The following is a 23,519-nucleotide window of genomic DNA, read 5'->3' as shown; positions in this document are numbered from 1 at the left end:
TAATTTTTTTTAAATTTGCAAAAAAATTAGATATATTTTAAATAAATAATAATACGACAATGAACTATCAATTAGACGATATCGATAAAAAAATTCTTGATTTCTTAGTAGAAAACACAAGAATGCCTTTTACGGAAATTGCTAAGCAAATGGACGTTTCCGCAGGAACGATCCACGTAAGAGTTAAGAAAATGGAAGACGCAGGGATCATCTTGGGATCATCTCTAAGCATCGATTACAGCAAGTTAGATTACAACTTCACCGCATTCATCGGGATCTTGCTTACAAAATCAAACCACACTCAGGAAGTATTGAGGCAATTGGCTCTTATTCCAAACGTCGTGGAAGCTAGCGTAACATCCGGAAAATATAATATCTTCTGCAAAATGAAAGCAAAAAATACAGAAGATGCTAAGAAGATCATCTATCAGATCGATGACATCCAAGACGTCATGAGAACAGAAAGTATGATCTCTATGGAAGAGTATATCAGTGATAAGAACCGTTTGATAAACGCGGTTAGTATATAGTTAGTTAATAGAAATTTCTATAGAAAGAGCTTATTCGTAAGCTCTTTTTTTATATTTTTATACCATGAATTCAGTAGACAGAAGTTACAAAAGCAACAAAGATTATTACCTCTTTTTCGGATTGATCATCCTGGTGTTCTTCCTTAGCATCAATACAGATTATGCCGAATATTCGCTGCATCAGAAGATCAATATTCCCGGTAACTTTTTCTACTACACTTTTGGGGTCGATGTTTTGGTGGTGATCAGTTGGATCTTGATCTTATTTTACAGAAAGATCGGCGTGATCCTTTTTCCCATTTTCGTAGCGGTGCATTTCGCTTTGCACAACTATTTCCTCAGCACCTTTTTATATTCTGACGTTACCGTTTTATTCCTTTACATCGGACTTGGGTTACTTGCGATCATTCCGCGTTGGAATGTTTTGAGATAAAAATATGATATAAATTTGGGCAACTATTTCCGTCTTCCGCTCCCAATCTTTTTGCCTTTGCTTTTCCAACCACAAAAAATGAGCTCCGTTCAAACCTAACGAAGTGGTTCATCGATTCAATTAAAAAATAGTAAATATGAGATAAGCCGGGCTGCAGACTTTCAGTGTTAAAGACGATTTGTCTTTTTATATATTATTTCTTGTGCAAATTAAAACGGCATTCTTTCCAGCGCCATTTGAAGTGCGACCGCTCCGGCAGCAGATGAGGTGATCAAAAGCCATTCTCGTGCGTTCAGTTTCGTGAGTTTCGTCAAGACAGTGAAGATGGTCAGGATAATTAATATCATAGTGATTTGACCCAATTCCAACCCAATATTGAAACCTAACAATGGAATCGTGATGCTTTGTTCTTTCGCTAGCATCATTCGCGCCGTGTTCGCAAATCCCATCCCGTGGATCAGTCCGAAAAATAAGGCGAAATAATATTGATAAGGATGTTTCCCTTTGATAAGGATATTGTCCAAAGCTGTGATCACGATCGTACAAGGAATCAGAAATTCTATCCAATCGCTTTTCACTCGGATGATATCAAAACTCGATAAAGCCAAGGTGATGCAATGACCAATTGTAAAAGCCGTTACCAAGATCAACAATCTTTTAAAATCCTTGAAGCTGTAAGCCGCGATCAAAGCCAAAATAAATAGCTGATGATCCAAGGCGTCCAAAGAAATAATGTGATCCCAACCCAGCTGCAAATAAAATAGAAAATCCTTCATTGTTCAATTTCTGAAAACCGTACGAAAATAATGATTAATTTTGACTTCAATTATGTTTTGCTGATGAAAAAATCCCTCATAGCCTATATCCTCTGTTCTTTTGTCTTTTGCCTTGTCTCTTTCAAGGTTCATCCGTACCATGTGGGTTCGGTAGAGTTCAATTATAATTCGAAATCAAAGACTTTTGAGGTGACAGGGCGTTTTTTTATGGATGATCTGGAGAATGCCCTCAATAAAAAATATGGAAAGTCGGTTCATTTTCTCGATCCGAAATACAAATCCGAGATCAATAAGGAATTAGAAAATTACAGCTCCGAATATCTTAAATTAAAAGCGGATAATCAATTCGTAAAAGTCAATTATGTTGGTTATGAGGAAGACCATGAAAGTGTCAATATCTATTTGGAATCTGAGACGCTGGCTGTTCCCAAAAAAGTAGAAACTGCAGTCAGCTTTCTCTACAACTTATTCGATGATCAAATGAATATCATCCACATTGTCGTAAATGGCGAACGCAAAAGTGAGAAACTGAACTATCCTGACAGATACCTCTATCAACAGTTTTAGTTCTATATTGGAATCTTATCGTTAAGGCTGGGTTAAAAAAAAAGAAAAGCTCAAGATCACTTGATCCGAAGCTTTATACTATCAGCTGTTTTACAATGATCTTTAGTTAATCACAAAAAAGATCGGCTGATTGTCATCCGTAATAAATTTGAAATCAAACCTACGGATGTAGGTCCTTTGTGTTTTCAGAATCTTGAAGCAAGATGCCTTTTTAAAAAATAAACTTTTTAGTAATAAATTACTGTTTTTCAATCGGAAACAAAGGTTGCTATTTAACATAATATTACCAAAAATACAACTACAACAAATTTACTAAATGTTGCTAAGTATTTGATAATCAGAGTTTTTATTTTGTTGTTAAGGTGATTTAGAAGTTCATCATCCAATTATTAAGGTCAATATCGGAAGGGATTCCCAACTGTTTCCTAAGTCTGCTCTTTTTCATCTCTACACTTCGCACAGAGATATGACTGAAATGGGCAATTTCTTTGGTGGAAAAATTAAGTTTGAGCATGGCACAAAACTTCACCTGTCCACTTGTCATCTCGGGATAGGTAGTATTCAGCTTGTGATAGAATTCCGGATATACTTCTATAAAACGACTTAGAAATGATGAGTCGTTGGATTTTGCGAGCTCCAGCAGTTCTGCAAACGAATCATTCACTTTCAGTTCCATTTGATTGAGAACTTCTTTTTTATGTTGAAGATGGATCTTGGTTCTTTCTCTCTTTTTCTTTTCCCTCTGGTATCTTTTGAAATACTTGATCGTAAAATAAAATTTTAGAATCACGATCGCAGCAATGCCAATAATGATGAATGTCAAACTCTTGTACCACCTGACTTTTTCGCTCTTGATGATATTTTGGGAAATATGATCTGTCTCCGCTTTTTCTTTCCTTCTGATGATGTCGTAGAGCTCTTTTGACTTTTTGGCGTAGTAACTGTAGAGTTTGTCCTCTTCCAGTCTTTCGTAGATGGTCGCCAGGTCATCATAGATGTTTTGCAGTCTGTAGATGTCTTGGGCTTTTTCGAAGATGGGAAGTGCCTGTTTGTAGTAATAGATAGAGCTGTCTGTCTTGTTCATCTCAAGATAGGTGTTCCCAATGCCATATAGCCCAAATGCTTGGTTGATAGAGTCATTTCCGCTTTCGCCAATTCATAGGCCTTGCGGCTGTAAAAGAGCGCTTCCTTATGTTTATCAAGGTCTATATAAGTATAGCCAACACTGGAATATTGGATGGCCAACCAGCCATTTCTTTTCTTTACATCTTTGATCTTTTCATAATAACCAACACTTTTCAGGTCATTGACGATGGTTTTTTCTGGTGACTGATATTGCAGATTCAGGATCTCTGACCTTCCTGCATAGATCTGTCCCATGGAACTGTAAAACTCGTCGTTATCTGTTACTTTTTTACAAAGCTCCTCAGCACTTTTGCTTGTTTCGGATGATCTTTCGAAAAAACCAAGATAAGAATAGGCAAGTGCTTTGGCGATCAGAGCCTGTACAGAATGGTAGTCGTCATTTTCTCCTTTCGCAAGGTCCAGAAGTTTATCAGCTGCCTCCAAAGCTTTCTGCTGTTCACACCCAGTCCCAGATAGGAATTGATGATGACTTTCATCGCTTTAGCCATGCCTAGGTAATAGTCGGCGTTTTCGGAGATCTTGTACATATCAAGCCCAATTTTCAAGGCTTTATTTCTATCGGCGAGTTGGAAAGTGCCAATGAGAATACTATCGATTTGTTTAGGCGAGTATTGTTGTGCTTTCGTTTGTAATGTGCACGAAATTAATAGTAATGTTAGTATTAATCTTTTTGTAGGTCCCACAGCTTTGAAGTAGCGGCAAAAATATTAAAAATTCAAAGATAATTGTCTATTAATATCAAATATTTGTGCAACAAGAATATATTATAGCATATGTTTCTAAACGGATCTATAATTTTTTTCGAATTCAGATAGAATATCTGGGAAGAAATTGTCGAAGCATTTCTGGAGTTCATTTTTATTTTCCAGAAAAATATCGAAGACTTTGAGGTCTTTATCAAGATACTTGGCCTTGTGTAGGACGTTCTGCATACTGAATTGGATGCCTTGCTCTTCTCTGTAATTGGTGAGCCAATCGTCGTGTTCCATTCTCACCAGCATCTTTTTGTAATTTTCTGGAAGACATCTTTCATTTTCCCAAAGGATCTTGTAGACTCTTTTGGAATGGAGTTTCAATTCCTTTTCGGTGTAGAGATGTGCCACATAATAATCGAAGGCTACATCTACAAATGCCCCAGAATAGAGCCTGACCAATGGACTGAATATCTTTTTGGCTTCAGAAACAGCAGGATGAGAATCTGTAAAAGTATCGATCGCACGGTGAAGCTTGATTCCTTCCTGAATATCCAATGGAAAGTTTTCCCGTTCATTATTTTTGATAAAGTCCGCGATCATATTGCCCACGAGTTGTCCGTTGGTAAAAGAAAGGATAGAGTGGGCGAGGTAGTTCAAGCTGAAGGTGATTTGGTCTTATAAATTTACAGAAATAATTTAGAATAATGATTCCACAAAATCCTCGATTTTGCTTATTTCTTCTACTTTGATCCCGTATTTTTTCTTGGGAAGTTTGTTCAGGTTGGAAATGAAGATCTTTTCATAGCCTAATTTTTCAGCTTCGGTGATCCTTTGTTCTACCTGGGCAACGGGACGGATCTCGCCACTGAGACCAATTTCTCCGGCAAAGCAAAAATGTTCCGAAATCGCAATGTCCTCGTTACTTGATAGGATCGAAGCTACAACCGCAAGATCCAAAGCTGGGTCATCTGTTTTGATTCCGCCTGTGATATTAAGGAAAACATCTTTTGCACCTAACTGAAAACCTGCACGTTTTTCCAAAACTGCAAGTAACATATTCAATCTTTTGGAATCGAAACCTGTTGAGCTTCTCTGTGGTGTTCCATAAACAGCGGTGGAGACCAAAGCCTGAATTTCCAGCAACATCGGTCGATTGCCTTCCAAAGTGACTGCAACAGAGTTTCCTGATAGTTCCTCAAATTTCTTGGTAATGAGAATCTCAGATGGATTTTTAATTTCTTTCAAACCGGTTGAGATCATTTCATAAATTCCAATTTCCGATGTAGAACCAAAACGGTTTTTGTTAGCCCTTAACAATCTGAAGAGGTGATTTCTGTCGCCATCAAAATTAAGAACCACATCTACCATATGTTCCAACACTTTTGGTCCGGCGATTTGTCCGTCTTTGGTGATGTGACCTACGAGGAAAACAGGGATATTATTTTCTTTAGCAAATTTGATGATCTCATTGGAACATTCTCTGATCTGGGAAACGGTTCCCGGCGAACTTTCGATGAGTTGAGATTGTAAAGTCTGAATAGAATCGATAATGATAAAATCTGGTTCCAGTTTTTTGGCTTCGTGCAGGATCTTTTCAAGCGATGTTTCTGTAAAAAGGAAACAGTTCGGATTTTTAACTTCGGCTAGTCTGTCTGCTCTCATCTTGATCTGCGATGCACTTTCTTCACCCGAAACGTAAAGGATCTTTTTCTTCATTTTCAAGGCAAGTTGAAGAAGCAAAGTCGATTTTCCGATTCCAGGTTCTCCACCTATTAAGGTAACAGAACCCAAGACAATTCCGCCACCCAAAACGCGATTGAGTTCTTCCGAAGGAGTGATGATCCTTGGCTCTTCTACAGCTTCAACTTCGATGATGTTGATGATCGAGGATTTGGATCGCGTAGCCACAGATTTTGTCGTTTTTTCTACGATTTCCTCTACCAATGTGTTCCACTCGCCACAGGTTTTGCATTGACCGTGCCATTGGGAATATTGAGCGCCACAATTCTGACAGAAATATAGAGTTTTGAGTTTTGCCATTCTGCGAAGTTCAAGAAAAATTTTGGAAAAGAAAAGATCAGAAAGAAGTTTTATTTTGAAATTTTATCACTTAATTTTCAAAAGCTTAATTTTGTACCCTGATACATCAAGAATGTTATCATCGAAAAAATTATAATATTAAATAATTAAAAATGGCATTAGACAAAAATCATGTAGTAACTCTAAAATATGTGCTACATACTAATGATGAAAATGGAGAAAAGCTGTTTGTAGAAGAAACTACTGCAGAAAATGCTTTAACGTTTCTATATGGCGTAGGAATGATGATCCCAAAATTCGAAGAAGAGATCAAAGATCTAACGATTGGCGACAAAGCATCTTTCGAGATCGCACCAGGCGAAGGTTATGGTGAAAGAGACCCTGAGGCAGTTACTCAATTGCCTGTGGATATGTTCGAAGGTCAGGAATTGCCTCCGGTTGGAGCAGTTTTACCACTTTCTGACAACAGTGGGAACAATTTCCAGGCGATGGTTTTGGAAGTGACTCCAGAAGCTGTTACCGTAGACTTGAACCATCCAATGGCTGGAAAAAGTTTATTTTTCGATGTTGAGATCCTCAATGCACGTCCTGCTACAGAGGAGGAATTGGCACATGGTCACGCTCACGGAGAAGACGGTCATTCTGGACATTAATATAATTTCTACTCGACAATATAAAAAGCACTCATATTTGGGTGCTTTTTTTGTTTTTTTATTTAAAATTTTTAATTCACCAGCTTTATCGCAAACTCTTCAAAGGACTGTTTTGCACCTCCAATAAAGAATTTTAGAGCGTCTTCGTTATCGCCTTCTCTAATGATTTTCTTTAGCTTGTCAGAGCTGTCATAGTAGAACGTGTAGTTTTCTTCAAATGTTTCGGAGAGTTCCTCATTCATGTACATGTCTATTTCAAATGTCACTTTGATAGATGATAGATCGATTTGTTTTACATCTTTTACATTGTGGGTCATCGCACAGCCAGTTCCGCAACTGATGACGAAAGACTGATTTTTGACCTTCGAAAAGTCTCTTTTGGAAATATTGTTTTTTATCTTTTTTGCGGAAACCAAAAACTCGGTGTAGTTTAGAAATTCAGGATCTCCCGCTGGTCTCATGCTGTCCATTTTCCATTTGATTTCCAACTTGTTTCCTTTAGTAAACTTCGAATCGTCTTTATTGAAAATCAAATGAATTGTATCATTGTTTTTTTTGACAACAAATAGATAATCGTCGGTATAATCCATGAAATCTACAAAATTCACCGTATCTGTATAGATTTTCCCGAGCTCGATATTTTCATTCGGTCTCAACAAACTTTTGAATTCTGTGGGTGTTTTTTCTACATCACTATTTTTCTGAGTTGAATTTTCTTTCGACAGATCTTCCGCTTTCTTTTCACAAGCTTGAAAAATCAAGAGAAACAAAATCAATGTTAGAAAGGAAATGAATTGTTTTTTCATAATTGTAGATCTGTTCTAATTATTACGAAGCTTGATCTTTTTTCTAATCCACCACATGAGCAACCAATAGATCAGTAAAAGAATAGGGTAGGTTAAAACAATAAAAAATACATAACCGTGCTTTGTATATTCTTTTCCAAGACTAAGGTCGATCAGGTCATAAGATAAGAAATAGATCACATAAAAAAGGATCGGGACCAAAATAATTCCCAATACTAAAATAGATGTTTTCGGATTTCTTTTTAATAGTTTCCAATGGACAAAAAACATAGCAATCAAGGCGATCAATGCAATTCCCATTGGGTCGAGAAACATCAAGATCTTTGAGAATAGTGAGGTTTTCTCTGAAATTACGATTTTGATGTTTTCGTGATTCCCAGGTTTTATATTCCATCTCGCCACATTTTTTTCTAGTTTGAAATTGCCAAGATTGGATTTTGTGATCTCTGCATCATCATCAATTGTCAGGTTAACTTCTATTGGTCCGAAAAATTTCCAAAACTTCGATGGATAAAGAGAATATTCCAACTCGTAGTTTCTGATAAAGCCGAAAGTGTTGTATTGCAGGAGCGCGTCATAGTTGACTTCGATCACATTATCACCTTTTTCCAGATTTGCTGAGAAGTATATCAGGTCTTCTTGATTCACAAACAATTCCTCGTCCTCAGCATATCTTAAGAACATGCCATTGTTTTTCTTATTAATGAAGGAATAATTGTTTTTCTCAAAATCTAATTTTTGAATCGATGCAGGACGATTGTTGATTTTAATTTCTTTTTCGGTACTAATACCAAGCGCTAAAAAGACCAAAGGAATCGTTTGCTTTTCATCGGAATGGATGATGTATTTGATCTTGTATTCAGCAAAGTAAAACTTGTCCACAGGTTCTTTGACCAATCTGATATTGATGATCTCACTTTTAACAATTGTATTTTTCGAGCCAAATAATACAGAATGTTGCGAACCATCGGACCAAGGTTTTGCCATGTTCCCAAAAACCAAAAGTGGGAAGAGATAAATTAAAAAACTAAAGTATAGTTTTTTCGTAAAATTCATAGTTGTCTGGTTTTTATTTAGTTTTTGTTAAAAATACATAAAGAAATCTCAATATCACAAACAAAAAAAACTCCCAAATCATTGAGAGTTTTTAAACTTATTTCAGAGGAATGTTTTTCAATATTTCCTGTGTGTATTTCCAAAATTTTTGGGTTGATGAGATGCTAGCTCTCTCATCTGGCGAATGTGCACCTTTGATCGTCGGTCCAAAACTCACCATTTCCATTTTTGGATAGTTGGCTCCGATGATGCCACATTCCAAACCGGCGTGACAGGCAACAACCATTGGTTTTTCTCCGAAGTTGTTTTCATAAAGATCGGTCATTACCTGGATGATCTCTGCATCTGGTTTCGGTTTCCAACCTGGGTATGAACCACCAAATTCAGTTTTCAGACCATTACTTTCAAAGGCTGATCTCAACTGGTTGGCAACTTCCCATTTTGTAGATTCTACAGATGATCTTGTAAGATTTAGGATTTTGATCTCACCATTTTTAAGTTCTACTCTTGCTACATTGTTGGAAGCTTCTACCAGACCTTCCACATCCGGACTCATTCGGAAAACGCCATTGTGTGCAGCGTTGATAGCAAAAATGATCTTCTTGGAATCTTCAACTGAAAGTGCTTTTTCTGATAAATCTGTTTTTTCGATATTGATGATTATATCTTTTTCCAACGAAGCAAATTCCTCCAAGATCTCAGATCTCAACTGTTCTGCATTCTTCAAAAATTCAGAAGGATTTTCTACTGAAAAAGTAGCAGTTGCTTCTCTCGGAATGGCATTTCTCAAACTTCCACCGTCGATAGAGATCAATTGAATTTGATCTTCCAATCCGGAAAATAAAAGTCTTCCCAATAATTTATTAGAATTACCAAGTCCTTTTATGATGTCCATCCCAGAGTGTCCACCTTGCAAACCTTTGATCTCGATCTTGAACGTTTCGCCTTTGGGATCATTCAAATCAAATTTGGCAGAAGCTGTCACATCTACACCGCCAGCACAACCGATATCGATCTCGTCATCTTCTTCGGTGTCAAGATTAAGAAGTATTTCGCCTTTCAATTGTCCAGGTTTCAATGCTAGAGCGCCAGTCATTCCCGTTTCTTCATCGATGGTGAAAAGTGCTTCCAATTCTGGATGTGCGATGTCATTGCTTTCAAGGATCGACATGATTGTAGCTACACCCAAACCGTTGTCCGCACCAAGTGTTGTTCCTTTTGCTTTTACCCAATCGCCATCTACAAACATTTGGATACCTTGCGTTTCGAAATCAAAATCGACATCGTTGTTTTTTTGGCAAACCATATCCAAGTGAGATTGCATCACGATTGGCTGTCTGTTTTCCATTCCTGGTGTTGCAGGTTTTGTGATGATGACATTTCCCGTTTCATCAACAGTGGTAGGTAATCCCAGTTTTTCACCGAATTCCTTTATGAATTTTATGACTTTTTCTTCTTTTTTTGAAGGTCTTGGAACGGAGTTAAGTGCTGCGAAGTTCTTCCAGATCACTTTTGGCTCCAGTTGAGAATATTCCATTTTTTGAATTGTATAAATTATCACACAAATTTAATGAATCTATTATTGTTTAAAGAAAAGAGATCAAGTTGAATTCGTATCAATTTAATTTTGTCTATCTTGAACCAAATAAGAAAATTTACAATGAAGAAACTTTTACTTTTTAGCATTTCATTATTAGGAATGTTTTTCAGCAATGCACAAAGTGCAACAGATTTACCTTACGCTTACGGTTTTGAAACGCCAGGTCTAGATGGTTGGACGGTTGTCAACGCTGGTACGGGAAACAATTGGGAAGTGGCTCAAGCATCTGGACAAACGCCAGATCCGTCTGAGGGGGAAAATTACATGCTGTATTATTTCCACGAGAATGCGGCCAATTCTTATCTATTTTCGAGAGGTCTTAATTTGAAGGCCGGACAAACAATCAATTTGAAATTTGATTATATGGGAACCGATACTTGGTTTCCAGAGAAAATGGAAGTTTTGGTGGGAACTTCTCCAAATGTTGCGGCTATGACACAGCAAATCTGGATAGACGAGGAAATCATCAATTATCCTTATCAAACGGCTTCTGTAGATTTTACAGTTCCAAGTGATGGCGTTTATTACATCGCTTTCAGAGCGTTTTCGGATCCTGACCAGTTTTATTTGAGTTTGGATAATATCAAGATCGAACAAAGTTTGCTGTCAACATCTGACGTAAAATCATCCACACTATCTTTTTATCCAAATCCTGCGAAAAATATTTTGAATGTTGATAACGCAAACGAAGTAACGGATATTACAGTTTACGACCTATCTGGCAAGAAGGTTTTAAATGCAAAACCAAACACCAAAAATGTAAAACTAGATGTTTCGAAATTGGCAAAAGGTGTTTATATGATGAGAGTTGCCACAAAAGATGGTGCTAAAACCGTGAAGGTGATCAAGGATTAATTTTCCTTTTCAAAAAAATATAAAACAAAAGCCTTCAAATTTGAAGGCTTTAATTATTTCTAATGTCTGATAATCAATTATAAATCTTAATCTTCCATCATATTATCACGCGTATTCTTCTGAACGGCAATCGCTCCGAAAAGTGCAAGCAAAAATGCGAAAGCGTAAAATCCTTTTTCACTTGGTAGAATCGTGGCGTTCCAGAGCCCGATAACCAACAAAACGATGGATGATAATGTAGCAAACCAACAAAGTCCGTAATAGATGTCGGTAACCTTGATGTTTTCCATCTTGTCGCGAACGGCTTTCTGCAAAGAGACTACTGAGAATAAGCCGTAGAGTAGGATGGTGAAGTAGTATCCTTTTTCATTCAGTTCCATCTCTGCGCGTGCAAGTCCTGTGATGAAACCTATCATTCCTGCGCCCAGTGCGACCCAAGATGCTGCGACGAAGGCATTTGATACTTTTTGTTTTGCCATTGGTTTTTGTTTTTTTATTAATTAATGATATCAAATATATTCTTTTTTTGATAAATCAATTGAAAGCGTTGAAATTTATTGGGAAAGTTCCTACTGAAAGGGAAGCCCATAGCCCCGATAGTAGCGGTTACCCCACAGCAAGCGATGGGAAAAGCTGTGGCGCGAGGAGTAGTAGGGGATAGCGGGAGATAGCTCCTGATCGGTTGGAGAGTTTGAGAGTTGATGTGTTTGAGGGTTTTGAGGATAAAAAAACGCTCCAGAAAAATCTGAAGCGTCTTGAAGTATTTTTTCGTCATCCATCTTCCGACTTCTGACTTCCAGCATTTAGTATCTGTAATATTCCGGTTTGAAAGGTCCTTTCACATCAACGCCGATGTAATCTGCTTGTTCTGGTGTAAGGGTTTCCAATTCTACGCTTAATTTCTTAAGGTGCAATTCTGCTACTTTCTCATCCAAATGTTTTGGCAACATATAAACTTCGTTTCCGTAAGCGGCAGAGTTGGTCCAAAGTTCGATTTGAGCCAAAGTCTGGTTACTGAATGAGTTAGACATTACAAAACTTGGGTGACCTGTTGCGCAACCAAGGTTTACCAATCTTCCTTCTGCAAGGATGATCACTTCTTTACCTTCAATCGTGTAGATGTCAACTTGAGGTTTAACTTCAGATTTTGTGTGACCGTAGTTTTCGTTCAACCAAGCCATATCGATCTCGTTGTCGAAGTGACCGATGTTACAAACTACCGCTTTATCTTTCATTTTAAGGAAATGGTTTCCTCTTACGATGTTGTAATTTCCAGTCGTCGTGATGATGATGTCTGCGTTGTCAACTACAGTGTCAAGTCTCTTAACTTCATATCCGTCCATTGCAGCTTGAAGTGCACAGATCGGGTCGATCTCAGTTACAGTTACGATAGAACCAGCTCCTCTGAAAGATGCAGCAGTTCCTTTTCCTACGTCTCCGTATCCGCAAACTACAACTCTTTTACCAGCTAGCATAAGGTCTGTCGCTCTTCTTACAGCATCTACTGCAGATTCTTTACAACCGTATTTGTTATCGAATTTAGACTTGGTAACAGAATCATTTACGTTGATTGCAGGCATTACCAAAGTTCCGTTTTTCATTCTTTCGTACAATCTGTGAACACCAGTTGTGGTTTCTTCAGAAAGTCCTTTGATGTCTTTTGTGAATTCTGGGTATCTGTCAAAAACCATGTTTGTCAAATCTCCACCATCATCAAGGATCATATTCAATGGCTTTCTGTCTTCACCAAAGAATAACGTCTGCTCGATACACCAGTCAAAATCTTCTTCGTTAAGACCTTTCCAGGCGTAAACCGGGATTCCAGCAGCAGCAATCGCCGCAGCAGCGTGGTCCTGAGTAGAGAAGATGTTACAAGAAGACCAAGTCACTTCAGCACCAAGTGCTACCAAAGTCTCGATCAAAACTGCAGTCTGTATCGTCATGTGAAGACATCCTGCGATTCTTGCTCCTTTAAGTGGTTGAGATGGTCCGAATTCTTCACGGATAGACATCAAACCTGGCATCTCAGCTTCCGCCAAAGTGATCTCTTTTCTTCCCCATTCTGCTAAGGAGATGTCCTTAACTTTATAAGGAACGTATTGTGTTGTTGTACTCATATTTATAATGAAATAAATTTAAAAATCAGTTTTGAAACTAAAGTGCAAAATTACAATATATAATTAAGATATAAAAATACGAGGCTGCTAGCCATTGTATGAAATTAGACATTCTTTTAATTTATTTATTTTAATTCTAAATAACTACTTTTGCAGAGTGTTCAGAACCGATAAACATTGATCTTCTTTTTTATGGTCAATTATCATTAACATCAAAATTAATATCTATTTAAAAATAAATTTACATCATGAGTGAAAGTACACCTACGCAAGACGCACAAAGACAGGCAAAACCTGTTGCTCCAAAAGTAAAAGAGTTAATTGCTAAAACATTAAGCGTTACTTTAGCAACAGTAGATGCAGAAGGAACGCCGAATGCGAGCTACGCGCCGTTTGTGGAGATTGACAACAAATTCTATATCCTGGTTTCTTTTATGGCAAAACACACGAAGAATCTTTCGGAAGGTAGAAAGGTTTCTGCAATGTTCATCGAGGATGAGTCTGCTACAAAACAAGTTTACGCAAGAGAAAGATTGACAATTGAGGTTTCTACTTCTCAAATCGAAAGAGATTCTGCTGAATGGACCAACGTTGTAGGACAATTGAAAGAAAGACACGGAAAAATCGTGGATGTTTTGAACGAAATGACAGATTTCATCTTAGTGGCACTTCACCCTGTGAAAGGTGCGTACGTGAATGGTTTCGGAAGTGCTTATTTTGTAGATGCCAATCTTGAGATCATGGAACACAGAAACGACCAAAATCACCAGACAAAATAAATAATGAAGGGCTTAGTTTTTACTAGGCCTTTTTCTTTGAATCTCTTTTCATTAATGAATTTAATTGTGCTTTAATTTGACCAAACTTTTAGAATCCATACTTTTGCACCGAATTTTAAATGAAGTTTGCAGATGAAAAATACGGTTATTTTTGATATGGATGGCGTGATAGTGGACACAGAACCGCTTCACAAAAAAGCTTACTACCAACATTTTGGAGAATTGAATATCAATGTTGATGCAGAATTGTTCTCAAAATTCACGGGCAAATCTACCCGAAATGTCTATCAAATGGTCAAAGATATCTTCGGAATCGAAACTGAGACTGAAGAATTGATCCAAAGAAAAAGAACCATTTTCTATGACCTTTTCGATACAGATCCAGCTTTGACTTTACTAGATGGTGTGCAAGTTTTGATCAATAATCTATATTCTGAAAATTTCCAACTGATCTTAGCGTCTTCTGCAGCAAAAACTACAATTGACAGGGTTTTCAAACGTTTCAATCTGTTTCCATTTTTCTCATATCTTGTGAGTGGCGAAGATTTCCCGGAGTCAAAACCGCATCCGGCCATCTTCATAGAAGCACAAAGACTTTCTGGAAATGACAAATCCAATTGTATTGTCATAGAAGATAGTACAAACGGGATTTTAGCGGCCAATGGTGCAGAAATATTTTGCGTTGGTTACAAAAGTGCCAACAGCAAAAACCAGAATTATGATTCGGCTGATCTCGTGATCCACCATTTTGATGAGCTGGATATTGAGAAGTTGAAGGTGCTCTAAGAAATTCGTTTTTTGTTAGAAGATTCCACCCATTCATCTTTGCCGCAAACTCTGCATTGGCTTTTTTCGTGTGTTTCAAATTCCTGAGTATAACCACAAAAAGTGCAAGAGTAATGTGAATTTTTAGCAAAAGTTTTAATTCCTTTGTCCAAAGAATTGGGCATGATCGGCAAGCCGTATTTGACGTCTTTATCCTCAAAATAGAACACGCTGATCTCTCCGGAAATTTCCTCAATGGCTTTTTCTATTTGACCAAGATGAGAAACACCTTTTAGCCTTAGTTCAGAGAAAAATTCATCCTCACCAAGTGCTTCCTTTTTGAAGTCTTTGATACAAAAAATACCTTGGTCAATCAGGCAAATTGGTTTTCCTTCAACCAGTTTTTCAAATTTTTTACTTTTGCTAATAACATAAGTAATTATGCTGTAAAGACTTATGATCATTGTAAATACCACCAAAGCGGGCATGATTCCAACATTCTTGTAAAACATCGGATCTCCAGCTGCTGAACCTAATCCAATAATTACTACCAATTCAAAAACGGATAACTGCTTGACGCCTCGTTTCCCCAAAAGCCGAAGTCCAAAAATAATAATGAAGAACATAATGCTCGTTCTCAGAATGGTCTCCAAAAGGAAACTCCATTCTTCGGAACCAAGTAGAATTTGTTTGAGGTCGAATGTATCGCTGGTAAGGAACATAGTTTTTTTTGAAGCTATGTCAAAAAATACGCCAGAGGGAAATTAATATTTGATAGTATCATTTGATACTAAAAACTATTTGGTTAATTCCCGAAAAACGCCATAGAACTCCCGATCCAAATCGCATCTTTCTTGTTAAAATCAACATTCACCATTGCCGCTTTCGTCATTCTTACAAGATTGACAAGGAGTTCAGGATCTTCTTTTTTCGGGTCCCAACCAAAAAGCAAACGGATCTCCGCTTTGGAAAATTCACTGTTGATGTCTTCAAAAAGTGGCGCGTAAGTCACTTTTCTTTGGAGGATGTAATTTTCTTTGTCCTCAATTTGATCAATGATCTCTTGAGTCGGATTCAGATTGACGCCACTTCCTGCGAAAGAGAAGAGTGGTTTCAAGACAAAATTTTCAAGCGTTTCATTTTCAGGAAAATCAGATAGGAAATAACTTTTCGGGACAAACGCATGTTTCAACTTGGGAAGAATATATTTTGAAACTTTGAAGAACCAATTCGGATGCGTGACCCATTCTACATCTACATCGTCACGGAAATCAAATTCTGTTTCCAAGCCTTCGATCTTATCCAATTCATCAAAGATCACTCGATTGTAAATACGATTGATCGGAATTAATTTTCCATCTTGTTCATAGAATAATTTTTTGCCTTCTTTTTTAACCTTCGTCAGACAAACCGTTTTGATTCCCAACAATTGCTCTGTCAATACAAAATCAACGGCCGTTTTTTGTTTTTCAGGATAGATTTCCAGCAAAATTACATTTTCAGGATTCTCGTCTCCCACAATCACAGCTTTCAATTTTTCAACAAATTCTTCCTGTGAAAGCGACTTCTTCAAATCATTAAGAAAAGGATAAACTTCTGTGATCACTTCCTCAAACAACCTTTGAAATCCAAACAAACTTGGGAAAGCTTGCAACTCTATCAATTGCGGAATGATCTCTCCATTTTCATCTTGACAAATTCCACAATCAATCGCCAGGAAATGTGGTTTTTTAGTATCATTCGGAACGTTGCAATTGGCAGGAATCGCTTTGCTCAATTCTTCATCAGACATATTTTTGATCTGCGAAATAATGGACTTCGAGGCGTCGTCCAGCTTATTCCAAAAGTCATTGGTAAGGAAAATCGGACTTTCAGAAAGACGAAACGCGGCTTCCTGACCGCATTTCTCTATGATCAGCTCATTTGTTTTCTGATATTTTTCATGAGAAAATTCTTTGTTAAATTGAGTTCTGTATTTTGGGATCATAGTTTGAAGTATATTTTTAAATTATCGCAAAGGCGGAAAAATTTTATTTAGTATAATGTTGAAAGTCGCAAATTTTCGGAGCTTCGGTTCGCGACCTTCTACAATATTATTTGAAAAAAAACATTTGCGACTTTGCGTTAAAATCTAACTGTAAGCTAAATTCTTGGTGATCTGCTCAGAAGCGAATTTTAAAAATCTGGGAACGATCTGCGCTTGTGTCAAAACGATTTTGTCGTCGTCATTCATTCTGTCGATGGTTTCCAGATATTTTTCCATGCCGAAGGTTTCAATCATCGCCGTTTTATTTTTTGCGTCTTCAAGATTCTTCACAAATCCAGTTGGGTCTGCTTCCGGATGAAACTGCGTTCCGAAGATCTCATCAGAAAAACGAACGGCCATCAATGCTCTTTCCAGGTGAACAGTTGGACGGTATTTTTCCAAAGCCACTACTTTCATTCCTAATTCGTCAATTTTTTCCTGATTTGGTTCAATGCATTGGTAACCTCTGGAATCTACCGCATAGAAAGGATCTGGAAGATTTTTGAACAAGAATTCTTTCTCGCCATCTTCAGATTTGTGGATTGGCATCACGCCGAAAGAATAGGATCTTCTCTTGCAAACATTCGCAATTCCAAAATGGATCACTGCCAATTGGAAAGAATGACAAATTAGAAACGCGTATTTTTTCTGTTCACTTTTCTTGTTGTGATTCCAAATTTGGTCTAAGAAATCAGCATATTTATTTTCCCAGTCATAACCTTCACGATGCGGATTTCCTGGTCCTCCTGAAGATAAAAATATATCAAAATCACCAATATTTGGCATCTCGTCTTTGTAACGAACGTCGAAGATCTCTACCGAAACATTATCATCAGATTGCTTCTGAAAAGCTTGAGATAATTCTTTAATATTGCGCATCCCTTGATTCGGATGGTTGTTATTCATATCCAAAAGCGCAATTCTTACATCATTTTTACTCATATTCATAAATTTTCTACAAAATTAAGAATTTTAAATTTGAGGTAATTTTAACTGAAAAATCGAAATCATTAGTTTTCAATTAGATCAATCCTTTCTCGGTCTCATAAATCATATAATCCACGACTTTTTTCAAGTCGCCACCACTCTCGTTGAAGACTTTCAATTGACGGTCTGCGCCTGTTCCCATCTTGCAGATCTCTCTTGCATATTCCACTTCTTTTCTGCAACCTAGATCATCCACAACATCATCAATGAAAAGTAATAATTCTTCCAAAAGGTCACGATATGGAACGCTTGCTTCTTTCCCAAAGTCGATCAGATGTGCATCGATTCCGTCTTTTGAGGCGCGCCATTTATTTTCTGTCAATAACAGTCTTCTGTAACTTCTGTAACTCGTATTTTGCTGATGCATTTTGTAAATTTTCGCTACTAGAGCTTGCATTATTGCGGCAAGACAAACAGTTTCGTCGATCGTCATCGGCATATCACAGATTCTAAATTCGATGGTCGGGTAGAAGGGATGAACACGCAAATCCCACCAGATCTTTTTGGCGTTGTCAATCGTTCCCGTTTTTACCATCAAGTTTACATAGGCATCAAATTCTGCAACGCTTCCAAAATAACTTGGCAATCCGGTTCTTGGAAACTTGGCGAAAACTTCCTGTCTGTAAGATTTGAAACCAGTCAATCTTCCAACCCAAAACGGCGAATTGGTAGACAAGGCGTAAACGTGAGGTAAGAAATAACGCATTACATTCTGAATTCTGATTCCTTCTTCACGATCCGGAATTCCGATGTGAACGTGCAGCCCAAAAATTAAGTTGGACCTTGCAACGTCTCCCATATCACTCACGATTTTGTCGTAACGTGCATCTTTTGTGATGACATTGTCTTTCCAATGAGAAAAGGGATGCGTTCCGCCACCGGAAACCCGCAAACCTTGGTCGTGAGCAGTTTTCACAAGATGTCTTCGGAGGTCGGTGAGTTCCTGGCGCGCTTGCTGGATATTTTCGCAGATTCCTGTTTCCATTTCGACAACAGATTCGTGCATCTCGTGTTTTAAGTTTTCACTTAGAACAGCTTTCCCACCTTCTATTATCTTTGAAACGTGCGAGACCAGATCCCGCGTTTCGGCGTCTATGATTTGATATTCTTCTTCTACACCTATCGTAAATCTGTGCATAGTATTTGTGTTTGTTAGTTAAAGTTAGTTAGTAGTTAGTTTGTGTTTTTAGTTTTTTAACATTGAATTACAGCAGCCCGACTTGAGCGGAAATCCTTTTTTGCTTGGACTCGAGTTCTATTAAAACCAAAATCGTATGCAAAAAAGATTGGGATCGGAAGGCGGATTAAGCTGCCATAAATAGTATTTAAGTTTTAAAGTTTATTGGTCACAAATTTCCCCCAGTTGATATTCACTTTTCCTGGTTTGTAATCTTTTGCTTTTTCGATGGCCAATTTTGCAGAATGTTCTACAATCCAAGCAAAGTTTTCTTCTCCCACAGAATTTTTGTCGGCATCTGGCGCAGGATTACAGAAATCAATGGCGTAAGGAATGCCGTCTCTCACAGCAAATTCCACTGTGTTGAAATCGTAGCCCAAAGCTTCATTCATTTTTAACGTGTAATCTGTGATGGTTTTTAATAATGCTTCAAGTTCTTTACCTTCGGTTTGATGCGTTGTTGCATATCGTAAATGGTGCGGATTTCTCGGTTCGTAAGGCATAATATGAACGTACTTTCTGCCTAAACAATACACGCGGTAATAATCCTCGAAAATAATTTCTTCCTGCACCATCATTACCAATTGCTCTGTCTCAGCGTGTTTTGCCCACATATCTTCTGGACTTTCCACACGATAAACATTTCTCCAGCCGCCACCGTCGTGAGGTTTCATATAAGCCGGAAATCCTACATAATCGAAAATATATTCCCAATCGTGTGGAAATTTGAGGTTTCTGAATGAAGTTTCTGACGTATTGGTCGGTCTTTCATATGAAGGAAGCAACACTGTCTTAGGCAATGGAATTCCGATTTGCAGCATTAAAGCATTGTTGAAGAATTTCTCATCTGCGCTCCACCAAAAGGGGTTGTTGATCACATAAGTTCCGCTAACCGCCGCATTCTTGAGATAAGCTCTGTAGAACGGAACGTCTTGCGAAATTCTGTCGATGATCACAGCATAACCGTAATCTGCGCCTTGTTCCAGTTTATCGATTTGAACAGGTTCTGCGATGTATTCGCCCTTTCCAAGCTCATTAACTTTGTCAATGAATGCCCACGGAAAAGTGTCTTCCATTCCGAATAAAATTCCAATTTTTTTTGCCATAATTTTTTTGTTTTGTCAGAAGCCCGATGTCGGAAGTCTGAAGTTGAATATGTTTTGTTTGTTATTTAAAAATATTTATCTTACTTATTGTGTAAATTTTAAATTGCTAAACTATTTTAATATGTTTGTTTTTTTAAGTCTTTTATTATTTATTTTATCATAGGAAAAGAATACCTTTTATTTATAGTGCTGTCCATAGCCTTATCGAAGTATTGTGTTTGAATGACAACACTGTCATAACAATTTTTGTCATACGGAAATATTTTTTGTAATCGTTTGTTTATTGATAAAACATAATTATTAAGGATATGTTCTTTTTTTAGAGAATCATTATTTATATAGATTAATACTTCTTCTTGATATTTATATTTGTCACAATTTTCTAACTGATAATTTCTAGGAACATCTATACTAACTGTTTCACTCTGTACTTCTTTTTTTATTTCATATTTTAAACTAATTAATTCCTTTGTTCGTTCTACAGGTCTTACAGCTTTACCCCCGCCATATCCCAATGCTAAAACATATAATTATATTAACCCTATAATTACAGCTACTACTATGATGATGATATGTTTTCTTTTCATTATTTGCTAATTTTAGAGATTGGCGGACAGTTTACAGATATATACTGGTCATCTATTTTATTTTCCTGTTAGATAATATTTATTTTATCATAGGAAAAGAATACCTTTTATTTATAGTGCTGTCCATAAACTTATCGAAATATTGTGCTTTTATAATCACACTATCATAACAATTTTTGTCATATGGAAATATTTTTTGTAGTCTTTTGTTTACAGAGGTTGCGTAATTTTTAAGTGCCTCATTATTTTTTAATAAGTCATTATCAATATGAATCTGTAAATATTGTTGTTGAAACCCATGTTTATTGCAATTATCTAATTCGTAATTTCTTGGAGACCGTATGCTAACTGATTCGCTGTTTACCTCTTTTTGAATTTCTTTTTTCAAACTAATTATTTCTTTTGTTGGTTTAACAGGTCTTACAGCTTTACCTCCACCATATCCCAATGCTAAAACATATAAGTATATTAACCCTATAATTACAGCTACTACTATGATGATGATATGTTTTCTTTTCATTATTTGCTAATTTTAGAGATCGGAGGACAGTTTAAAGATATATACTGGTCATCTATTTTATAAAATATAGTATGGTATGGTGTTGCAGACTGGCCTATTCCTGAATATGGCTCTCCATCATTACCGACCCCAACCGCTTCGTGATATGTAACATTTTTTAAATCTCCAATTTCATTAAATATACTTATATCATTGGTATTCCCGTGCAATCCCTGCCAATCTAAATCATTTTTTCTTACAATCCCTGCTTTTTTTACACCTCTAACTATATGCTCACCAACAACCCAATCTATAACAGCATAATAGCCTCCCCACGATCTGTAAGATAACTTCAACGAGCCAACTTCCGGTGTGAGCAAATATGGCGAAATATCGCTTTTAGAAGCAAAATACATATAGGTCAGCTGGTAACTTGGGATTTCAGGATTAATGGAAAATTCGTTGGCTTCATCTGTTGAAAGCAATATATGCTCACCTATTTTGATTCCTTTTTCATATAGGTAATCCGCCATTCCTGCTGCATAAGCCCCGCCCTCGCTATGAGAAATTAAGTAAACTTCGTTTCCTCCTAATCCGTTTGTTATTTCTTCAAAATTTTCCTGGGCAAATTGTCTTCCGTTTGCAAATCTGTCGGACCCGCTTTGGTCTCCCCCTGCATAAGAGGAGCCATCGTAATATAAAATAAAGTTTTTATTCTCTATTTCTTCATTTTTAAGTTTTTGATTTCTAAGTTTAAAGATGTCTGATATTAAAAAATAATCTTTTGCGCTATTAATCATCTCATCTCCATCATACCAATAAGGCTTTTTCGGTTTTGTAGGTCCTACCATTTCTCCAAAAGAATATTTTGCCAATCGCCATTGTCCGTTTACAAAAATAATTTTTGGCAGACCTTTTACCTGTCGATAATCGTGAAACTGTATGGGCAGATCTTCTTTTTGGTCTTCATAAGAACAAGTGAAAAATAATTCTACCATTTTATCTTCTTCCTGAGCAGCTAACCAAGAAAAATATTCCCCAAGTACAATTGTTTTAACGGCTTTGTTATTCTGCACGGCGGTTTCCTGAGATTCGTTATATTCGGTAGGCTTTTTACCCTTATAGAAAGGATATAGTGGAACTTGATCGTTGCCATTGTTGCTATCAGACTCAGATTTATGGATGTCATCATCAAAAAGAATCATCCGGATGGTTTTGCCATCGGGGATGTCTTGGGTTTCCACATGAAATTTCACAGTCTCACCAAGCAAAGCCTCGGTAATTCTATTGTCTTTTTCATCCGTCCAATATCCTTTTATGATATATTTTCCTCCAGTTGTTGGTTCTTGAGGTTCTCCAAAATAAATTCCGCCATCAGCCGTAAAAGAAGATTTTCCACCTGCTGACATATAAAAATTCTCGCAAAAGACATTGTAAGATTCACATTCTATAGTACTTGTTCCACCGGTTATTCTAATTATTTTTCCACCAGCCATAATTTTTTGTGTGTTTTTGATTTGATGTATTTTGATAAAGATTTAGTACTACAATAAAATATGTTCGAGATTAATATTGTTTGATTAATGTATAGTTTACCCAAAAAATCTTCCAATGAATTTCGGGAAAACCATTCTCCAAAGTACCCAATCGTGGTCTATCCATTTCTGCTCGTCATACCAATGGTTAATGCCTTTCGACGTGAGAATTCCTGCCATTCTTCTTGTTGGTTCCAAGCAAATATCGCGGTCAGAAGTGCTGAGGACAATGTGCATATGTTTGTATTTCCAAGCTTCGTCATTTTTTACAAATTCGTCGGGACAATTGAAATAAACCAATTCGTCCTGAATTCCGTCCATAAAATTTCGAATCGAAAAAGCACCTGACAAACAGAAAAGATGCGACACCAAATCTGGAAATCTAAATGCGAAATTGGCCGCGTGATAACCGCCAAAACTTGCGCCGGCAACTACAACTCGATGCGTATTATGCGTTCTCTGAATGTAAGGGATGAACTCCTGAACCAAAAACTGAACGTATAATTCGTATTTTCTGATTCTGTCGTGAGCGGAAATATTTTTGTTATAAAAACTTAAATTATCAATCGTTTCCAGATTGAAAAGCTTCAGTTTTCCATTGTCTGTGAACCAAGAAATACTACCATTCAAATGGAAATCTGCATTTTGCGTATAAGAACCCTGCGAAGTTGGAAACATAATGACAGGAAGCCCGAAATGTCCCGTGACTTCTACCTTGATGCTCTTCCCAAGGATGTGTGAGTAATAATCTGTATGTGTAATTTGAGGCATATCTAGTTTATAA

Annotated in this window: 27 protein-coding genes; 7 read left to right on the top strand and 20 right to left on the bottom strand. The window is 37.0% G+C overall.

Annotated features, from left to right (window positions below):
* Nucleotides 1-59 precede the first annotated feature (59 nt).
* Nucleotides 60-530, top strand: a complete 471-nt coding sequence (locus tag AXA65_RS02880; RefSeq protein ID WP_063968628.1) for an Lrp/AsnC family transcriptional regulator — start codon at nucleotides 60-62, stop codon at nucleotides 528-530.
* Nucleotides 531-594: 64 nt separating this feature from the next.
* Nucleotides 595-963, top strand: a complete 369-nt coding sequence (locus AXA65_RS02875) for a hypothetical protein (RefSeq protein WP_063968627.1) — start codon at nucleotides 595-597, stop codon at nucleotides 961-963.
* A gap of 209 nt (nucleotides 964-1,172) precedes the next feature.
* Here the strand turns inward: AXA65_RS02875 and AXA65_RS02870 are convergent, their stop codons facing one another.
* Nucleotides 1,173-1,739, bottom strand: a complete 567-nt coding sequence (locus AXA65_RS02870; RefSeq protein WP_063968626.1) for a HupE/UreJ family protein — start codon at nucleotides 1,737-1,739, stop codon at nucleotides 1,173-1,175.
* Nucleotides 1,740-1,769: 30 nt separating this feature from the next.
* Between AXA65_RS02870 and AXA65_RS02865 the strand changes: the two genes are divergently transcribed.
* Nucleotides 1,770-2,306 carry a DUF6702 family protein gene (locus tag AXA65_RS02865; RefSeq protein ID WP_228391606.1) on the top strand — a complete coding sequence of 179 codons (537 nt, stop codon included), beginning with the start codon at nucleotides 1,770-1,772 and terminating at the stop codon, nucleotides 2,304-2,306.
* A 367-nt stretch (nucleotides 2,307-2,673) separates the two neighbouring features.
* On the opposite strand, the gene AXA65_RS02860 is transcribed toward AXA65_RS02865, so the two are convergent.
* The 5 genes from AXA65_RS02860 to radA form a co-directional block, all read right to left on the bottom strand.
* Complete coding sequence (locus tag AXA65_RS02860; RefSeq protein ID WP_063968625.1) at nucleotides 2,674-3,390, bottom strand: helix-turn-helix transcriptional regulator; 717 nt, start codon at nucleotides 3,388-3,390, stop codon at nucleotides 2,674-2,676.
* Nucleotides 3,387-3,875: a hypothetical protein gene (locus AXA65_RS02855; RefSeq protein ID WP_063968624.1), complete on the bottom strand. Its 489-nt coding sequence runs from the start codon at nucleotides 3,873-3,875 to the stop codon at nucleotides 3,387-3,389. Before AXA65_RS02855 ends, AXA65_RS02860 begins: the two co-directional genes overlap by 4 nt.
* The gene (locus tag AXA65_RS19750) at nucleotides 3,803-4,135 is read right to left on the bottom strand and encodes a hypothetical protein (RefSeq protein WP_131797748.1); all 333 of its coding nucleotides are present in this window, start codon (nucleotides 4,133-4,135) and stop codon (nucleotides 3,803-3,805) included. The genes AXA65_RS02855 and AXA65_RS19750 overlap by 73 nt, the downstream gene beginning before the upstream one ends.
* 96 nt (nucleotides 4,136-4,231) lie before the next feature.
* A complete protein-coding gene (locus tag AXA65_RS02850; protein ID WP_063968623.1) occupies nucleotides 4,232-4,804 on the bottom strand; it encodes an ACP phosphodiesterase in 573 nt (190 codons plus the stop codon).
* Nucleotides 4,805-4,843: 39 nt separating this feature from the next.
* On the bottom strand, nucleotides 4,844-6,187 hold the full coding sequence (gene radA, locus AXA65_RS02845) for a DNA repair protein RadA (RefSeq protein ID WP_063968622.1): 1,344 nt from the start codon (nucleotides 6,185-6,187) through the stop codon (nucleotides 4,844-4,846).
* 152 nt (nucleotides 6,188-6,339) lie between these two features.
* Here radA and AXA65_RS02840 point away from each other — a divergent pair, with 152 nt between their 5' ends.
* A complete protein-coding gene (locus tag AXA65_RS02840; RefSeq protein WP_063968621.1) occupies nucleotides 6,340-6,840 on the top strand; it encodes a peptidylprolyl isomerase in 501 nt (166 codons plus the stop codon).
* 71 nt (nucleotides 6,841-6,911) lie between these two features.
* Here the strand turns inward: AXA65_RS02840 and AXA65_RS02835 are convergent, their stop codons facing one another.
* From AXA65_RS02835 to AXA65_RS02825, 3 genes are all read right to left on the bottom strand, one after another.
* A complete protein-coding gene (locus AXA65_RS02835; RefSeq protein WP_063968620.1) occupies nucleotides 6,912-7,646 on the bottom strand; it encodes a hypothetical protein in 735 nt (244 codons plus the stop codon).
* Between the two features lie 15 nt (nucleotides 7,647-7,661).
* Complete coding sequence (locus AXA65_RS02830) at nucleotides 7,662-8,702, bottom strand: hypothetical protein (RefSeq protein WP_063968619.1); 1,041 nt, start codon at nucleotides 8,700-8,702, stop codon at nucleotides 7,662-7,664.
* A 97-nt stretch (nucleotides 8,703-8,799) separates the two neighbouring features.
* Complete coding sequence (locus AXA65_RS02825) at nucleotides 8,800-10,239, bottom strand: aminoacyl-histidine dipeptidase (RefSeq protein WP_063968618.1); 1,440 nt, start codon at nucleotides 10,237-10,239, stop codon at nucleotides 8,800-8,802.
* 123 nt (nucleotides 10,240-10,362) lie between these two features.
* Between AXA65_RS02825 and AXA65_RS02820 the strand changes: the two genes are divergently transcribed.
* The gene (locus AXA65_RS02820) at nucleotides 10,363-11,157 is read left to right on the top strand and encodes a T9SS-dependent choice-of-anchor J family protein (protein ID WP_086048051.1); all 795 of its coding nucleotides are present in this window, start codon (nucleotides 10,363-10,365) and stop codon (nucleotides 11,155-11,157) included.
* 86 nt (nucleotides 11,158-11,243) lie between these two features.
* On the opposite strand, the gene yiaA is transcribed toward AXA65_RS02820, so the two are convergent.
* Nucleotides 11,244-11,636, bottom strand: coding sequence for an inner membrane protein YiaA (yiaA, locus tag AXA65_RS02815; protein ID WP_063968616.1), 393 nt, complete (start codon nucleotides 11,634-11,636; stop codon nucleotides 11,244-11,246).
* Between the two features lie 324 nt (nucleotides 11,637-11,960).
* Nucleotides 11,961-13,274 (bottom strand): adenosylhomocysteinase, encoded by a 1,314-nt coding sequence (ahcY, locus tag AXA65_RS02805; RefSeq protein WP_063968614.1) that lies wholly within the window; start codon nucleotides 13,272-13,274, stop codon nucleotides 11,961-11,963.
* A 248-nt stretch (nucleotides 13,275-13,522) separates the two neighbouring features.
* Between ahcY and AXA65_RS02800 the strand changes: the two genes are divergently transcribed.
* Both AXA65_RS02800 and AXA65_RS02795 read left to right on the top strand, forming a co-directional pair.
* Nucleotides 13,523-14,053, top strand: a complete 531-nt coding sequence (locus AXA65_RS02800) for a HugZ family protein (RefSeq protein WP_063968613.1) — start codon at nucleotides 13,523-13,525, stop codon at nucleotides 14,051-14,053.
* A gap of 132 nt (nucleotides 14,054-14,185) precedes the next feature.
* Nucleotides 14,186-14,839 carry an HAD family hydrolase gene (locus AXA65_RS02795; protein WP_063968612.1) on the top strand — a complete coding sequence of 218 codons (654 nt, stop codon included), beginning with the start codon at nucleotides 14,186-14,188 and terminating at the stop codon, nucleotides 14,837-14,839.
* On the opposite strand, the gene AXA65_RS02790 is transcribed toward AXA65_RS02795, so the two are convergent.
* The 9 genes from AXA65_RS02790 to AXA65_RS02750 form a co-directional block, all read right to left on the bottom strand.
* Nucleotides 14,836-15,540: a DUF421 domain-containing protein gene (locus AXA65_RS02790; RefSeq protein WP_063968611.1), complete on the bottom strand. Its 705-nt coding sequence runs from the start codon at nucleotides 15,538-15,540 to the stop codon at nucleotides 14,836-14,838. The two genes, AXA65_RS02795 and AXA65_RS02790, sit on opposite strands and share 4 nt — an antisense overlap.
* Nucleotides 15,541-15,623: 83 nt before the next feature.
* Complete coding sequence (locus AXA65_RS02785; protein ID WP_063968610.1) at nucleotides 15,624-16,805, bottom strand: hypothetical protein; 1,182 nt, start codon at nucleotides 16,803-16,805, stop codon at nucleotides 15,624-15,626.
* 144 nt (nucleotides 16,806-16,949) lie between these two features.
* Nucleotides 16,950-17,786 carry a type 1 glutamine amidotransferase gene (locus tag AXA65_RS02780; protein WP_063968609.1) on the bottom strand — a complete coding sequence of 279 codons (837 nt, stop codon included), beginning with the start codon at nucleotides 17,784-17,786 and terminating at the stop codon, nucleotides 16,950-16,952.
* 79 nt (nucleotides 17,787-17,865) lie between these two features.
* Entirely contained in the window at nucleotides 17,866-18,969 is a 1,104-nt protein-coding gene (locus AXA65_RS02775) for a carboxylate-amine ligase (RefSeq protein ID WP_063968608.1), read from the bottom strand.
* A gap of 194 nt (nucleotides 18,970-19,163) precedes the next feature.
* Complete coding sequence (locus AXA65_RS02770; RefSeq protein WP_063968607.1) at nucleotides 19,164-20,114, bottom strand: RimK family alpha-L-glutamate ligase; 951 nt, start codon at nucleotides 20,112-20,114, stop codon at nucleotides 19,164-19,166.
* 149 nt (nucleotides 20,115-20,263) lie between these two features.
* A complete protein-coding gene (locus tag AXA65_RS02765; protein ID WP_063968606.1) occupies nucleotides 20,264-20,629 on the bottom strand; it encodes a hypothetical protein in 366 nt (121 codons plus the stop codon).
* Nucleotides 20,630-20,780: 151 nt separating this feature from the next.
* Entirely contained in the window at nucleotides 20,781-21,221 is a 441-nt protein-coding gene (locus tag AXA65_RS02760) for a hypothetical protein (RefSeq protein ID WP_063968605.1), read from the bottom strand.
* Entirely contained in the window at nucleotides 21,221-22,696 is a 1,476-nt protein-coding gene (locus tag AXA65_RS02755) for a hypothetical protein (protein ID WP_063968604.1), read from the bottom strand. Before AXA65_RS02755 ends, AXA65_RS02760 begins: the two co-directional genes overlap by 1 nt.
* 96 nt (nucleotides 22,697-22,792) lie before the next feature.
* A complete protein-coding gene (locus AXA65_RS02750) occupies nucleotides 22,793-23,506 on the bottom strand; it encodes an alpha/beta fold hydrolase (RefSeq protein WP_063968603.1) in 714 nt (237 codons plus the stop codon).
* Nucleotides 23,507-23,519 lie beyond the last annotated feature (13 nt).

Source organism: Chryseobacterium sp. FP211-J200 (genome assembly GCF_001643375.1).
Classification (GTDB): domain Bacteria; phylum Bacteroidota; class Bacteroidia; order Flavobacteriales; family Weeksellaceae; genus Epilithonimonas; species Epilithonimonas ginsengisoli.
This window is presented reverse-complemented; position numbering and strand designations above follow the sequence as displayed.

Excerpts from the sequence above, each read along its gene's own strand:
- AXA65_RS02880 (WP_063968628.1), top strand. The coding sequence starts at position 60 with ATGAACTATCAATTAGACGATATCGATAAAAAAATTCTTGATTTCTTA.
- AXA65_RS02875 (WP_063968627.1), top strand. The coding sequence starts at position 595 with ATGAATTCAGTAGACAGAAGTTACAAAAGCAACAAAGATTATTACCTC.
- AXA65_RS02870 (WP_063968626.1), bottom strand. The coding sequence starts at position 1,739 with ATGAAGGATTTTCTATTTTATTTGCAGCTGGGTTGGGATCACATTATT.
- AXA65_RS02865 (WP_228391606.1), top strand. The coding sequence starts at position 1,770 with ATGATTAATTTTGACTTCAATTATGTTTTGCTGATGAAAAAATCCCTC.
- AXA65_RS02860 (WP_063968625.1), bottom strand. The coding sequence starts at position 3,390 with ATGAACAAGACAGACAGCTCTATCTATTACTACAAACAGGCACTTCCC.
- radA (WP_063968622.1), bottom strand. The coding sequence starts at position 6,187 with ATGGCAAAACTCAAAACTCTATATTTCTGTCAGAATTGTGGCGCTCAA.
- AXA65_RS02840 (WP_063968621.1), top strand. The coding sequence starts at position 6,340 with ATGGCATTAGACAAAAATCATGTAGTAACTCTAAAATATGTGCTACAT.
- AXA65_RS02835 (WP_063968620.1), bottom strand. The coding sequence starts at position 7,646 with ATGAAAAAACAATTCATTTCCTTTCTAACATTGATTTTGTTTCTCTTG.
- AXA65_RS02830 (WP_063968619.1), bottom strand. The coding sequence starts at position 8,702 with ATGAATTTTACGAAAAAACTATACTTTAGTTTTTTAATTTATCTCTTC.
- AXA65_RS02825 (WP_063968618.1), bottom strand. The coding sequence starts at position 10,239 with ATGGAATATTCTCAACTGGAGCCAAAAGTGATCTGGAAGAACTTCGCA.
- AXA65_RS02820 (WP_086048051.1), top strand. The coding sequence starts at position 10,363 with ATGAAGAAACTTTTACTTTTTAGCATTTCATTATTAGGAATGTTTTTC.
- yiaA (WP_063968616.1), bottom strand. The coding sequence starts at position 11,636 with ATGGCAAAACAAAAAGTATCAAATGCCTTCGTCGCAGCATCTTGGGTC.
- ahcY (WP_063968614.1), bottom strand. The coding sequence starts at position 13,274 with ATGAGTACAACAACACAATACGTTCCTTATAAAGTTAAGGACATCTCC.
- AXA65_RS02800 (WP_063968613.1), top strand. The coding sequence starts at position 13,523 with ATGAGTGAAAGTACACCTACGCAAGACGCACAAAGACAGGCAAAACCT.
- AXA65_RS02795 (WP_063968612.1), top strand. The coding sequence starts at position 14,186 with ATGAAAAATACGGTTATTTTTGATATGGATGGCGTGATAGTGGACACA.
- AXA65_RS02790 (WP_063968611.1), bottom strand. The coding sequence starts at position 15,540 with ATGTTCCTTACCAGCGATACATTCGACCTCAAACAAATTCTACTTGGT.
- AXA65_RS02785 (WP_063968610.1), bottom strand. The coding sequence starts at position 16,805 with ATGATCCCAAAATACAGAACTCAATTTAACAAAGAATTTTCTCATGAA.
- AXA65_RS02780 (WP_063968609.1), bottom strand. The coding sequence starts at position 17,786 with ATGAGTAAAAATGATGTAAGAATTGCGCTTTTGGATATGAATAACAAC.
- AXA65_RS02775 (WP_063968608.1), bottom strand. The coding sequence starts at position 18,969 with ATGCACAGATTTACGATAGGTGTAGAAGAAGAATATCAAATCATAGAC.
- AXA65_RS02770 (WP_063968607.1), bottom strand. The coding sequence starts at position 20,114 with ATGGCAAAAAAAATTGGAATTTTATTCGGAATGGAAGACACTTTTCCG.
- AXA65_RS02760 (WP_063968605.1), bottom strand. The coding sequence starts at position 21,221 with ATGAAAAGAAAACATATCATCATCATAGTAGTAGCTGTAATTATAGGG.
- AXA65_RS02755 (WP_063968604.1), bottom strand. The coding sequence starts at position 22,696 with ATGGCTGGTGGAAAAATAATTAGAATAACCGGTGGAACAAGTACTATA.
- AXA65_RS02750 (WP_063968603.1), bottom strand. The coding sequence starts at position 23,506 with ATGCCTCAAATTACACATACAGATTATTACTCACACATCCTTGGGAAG.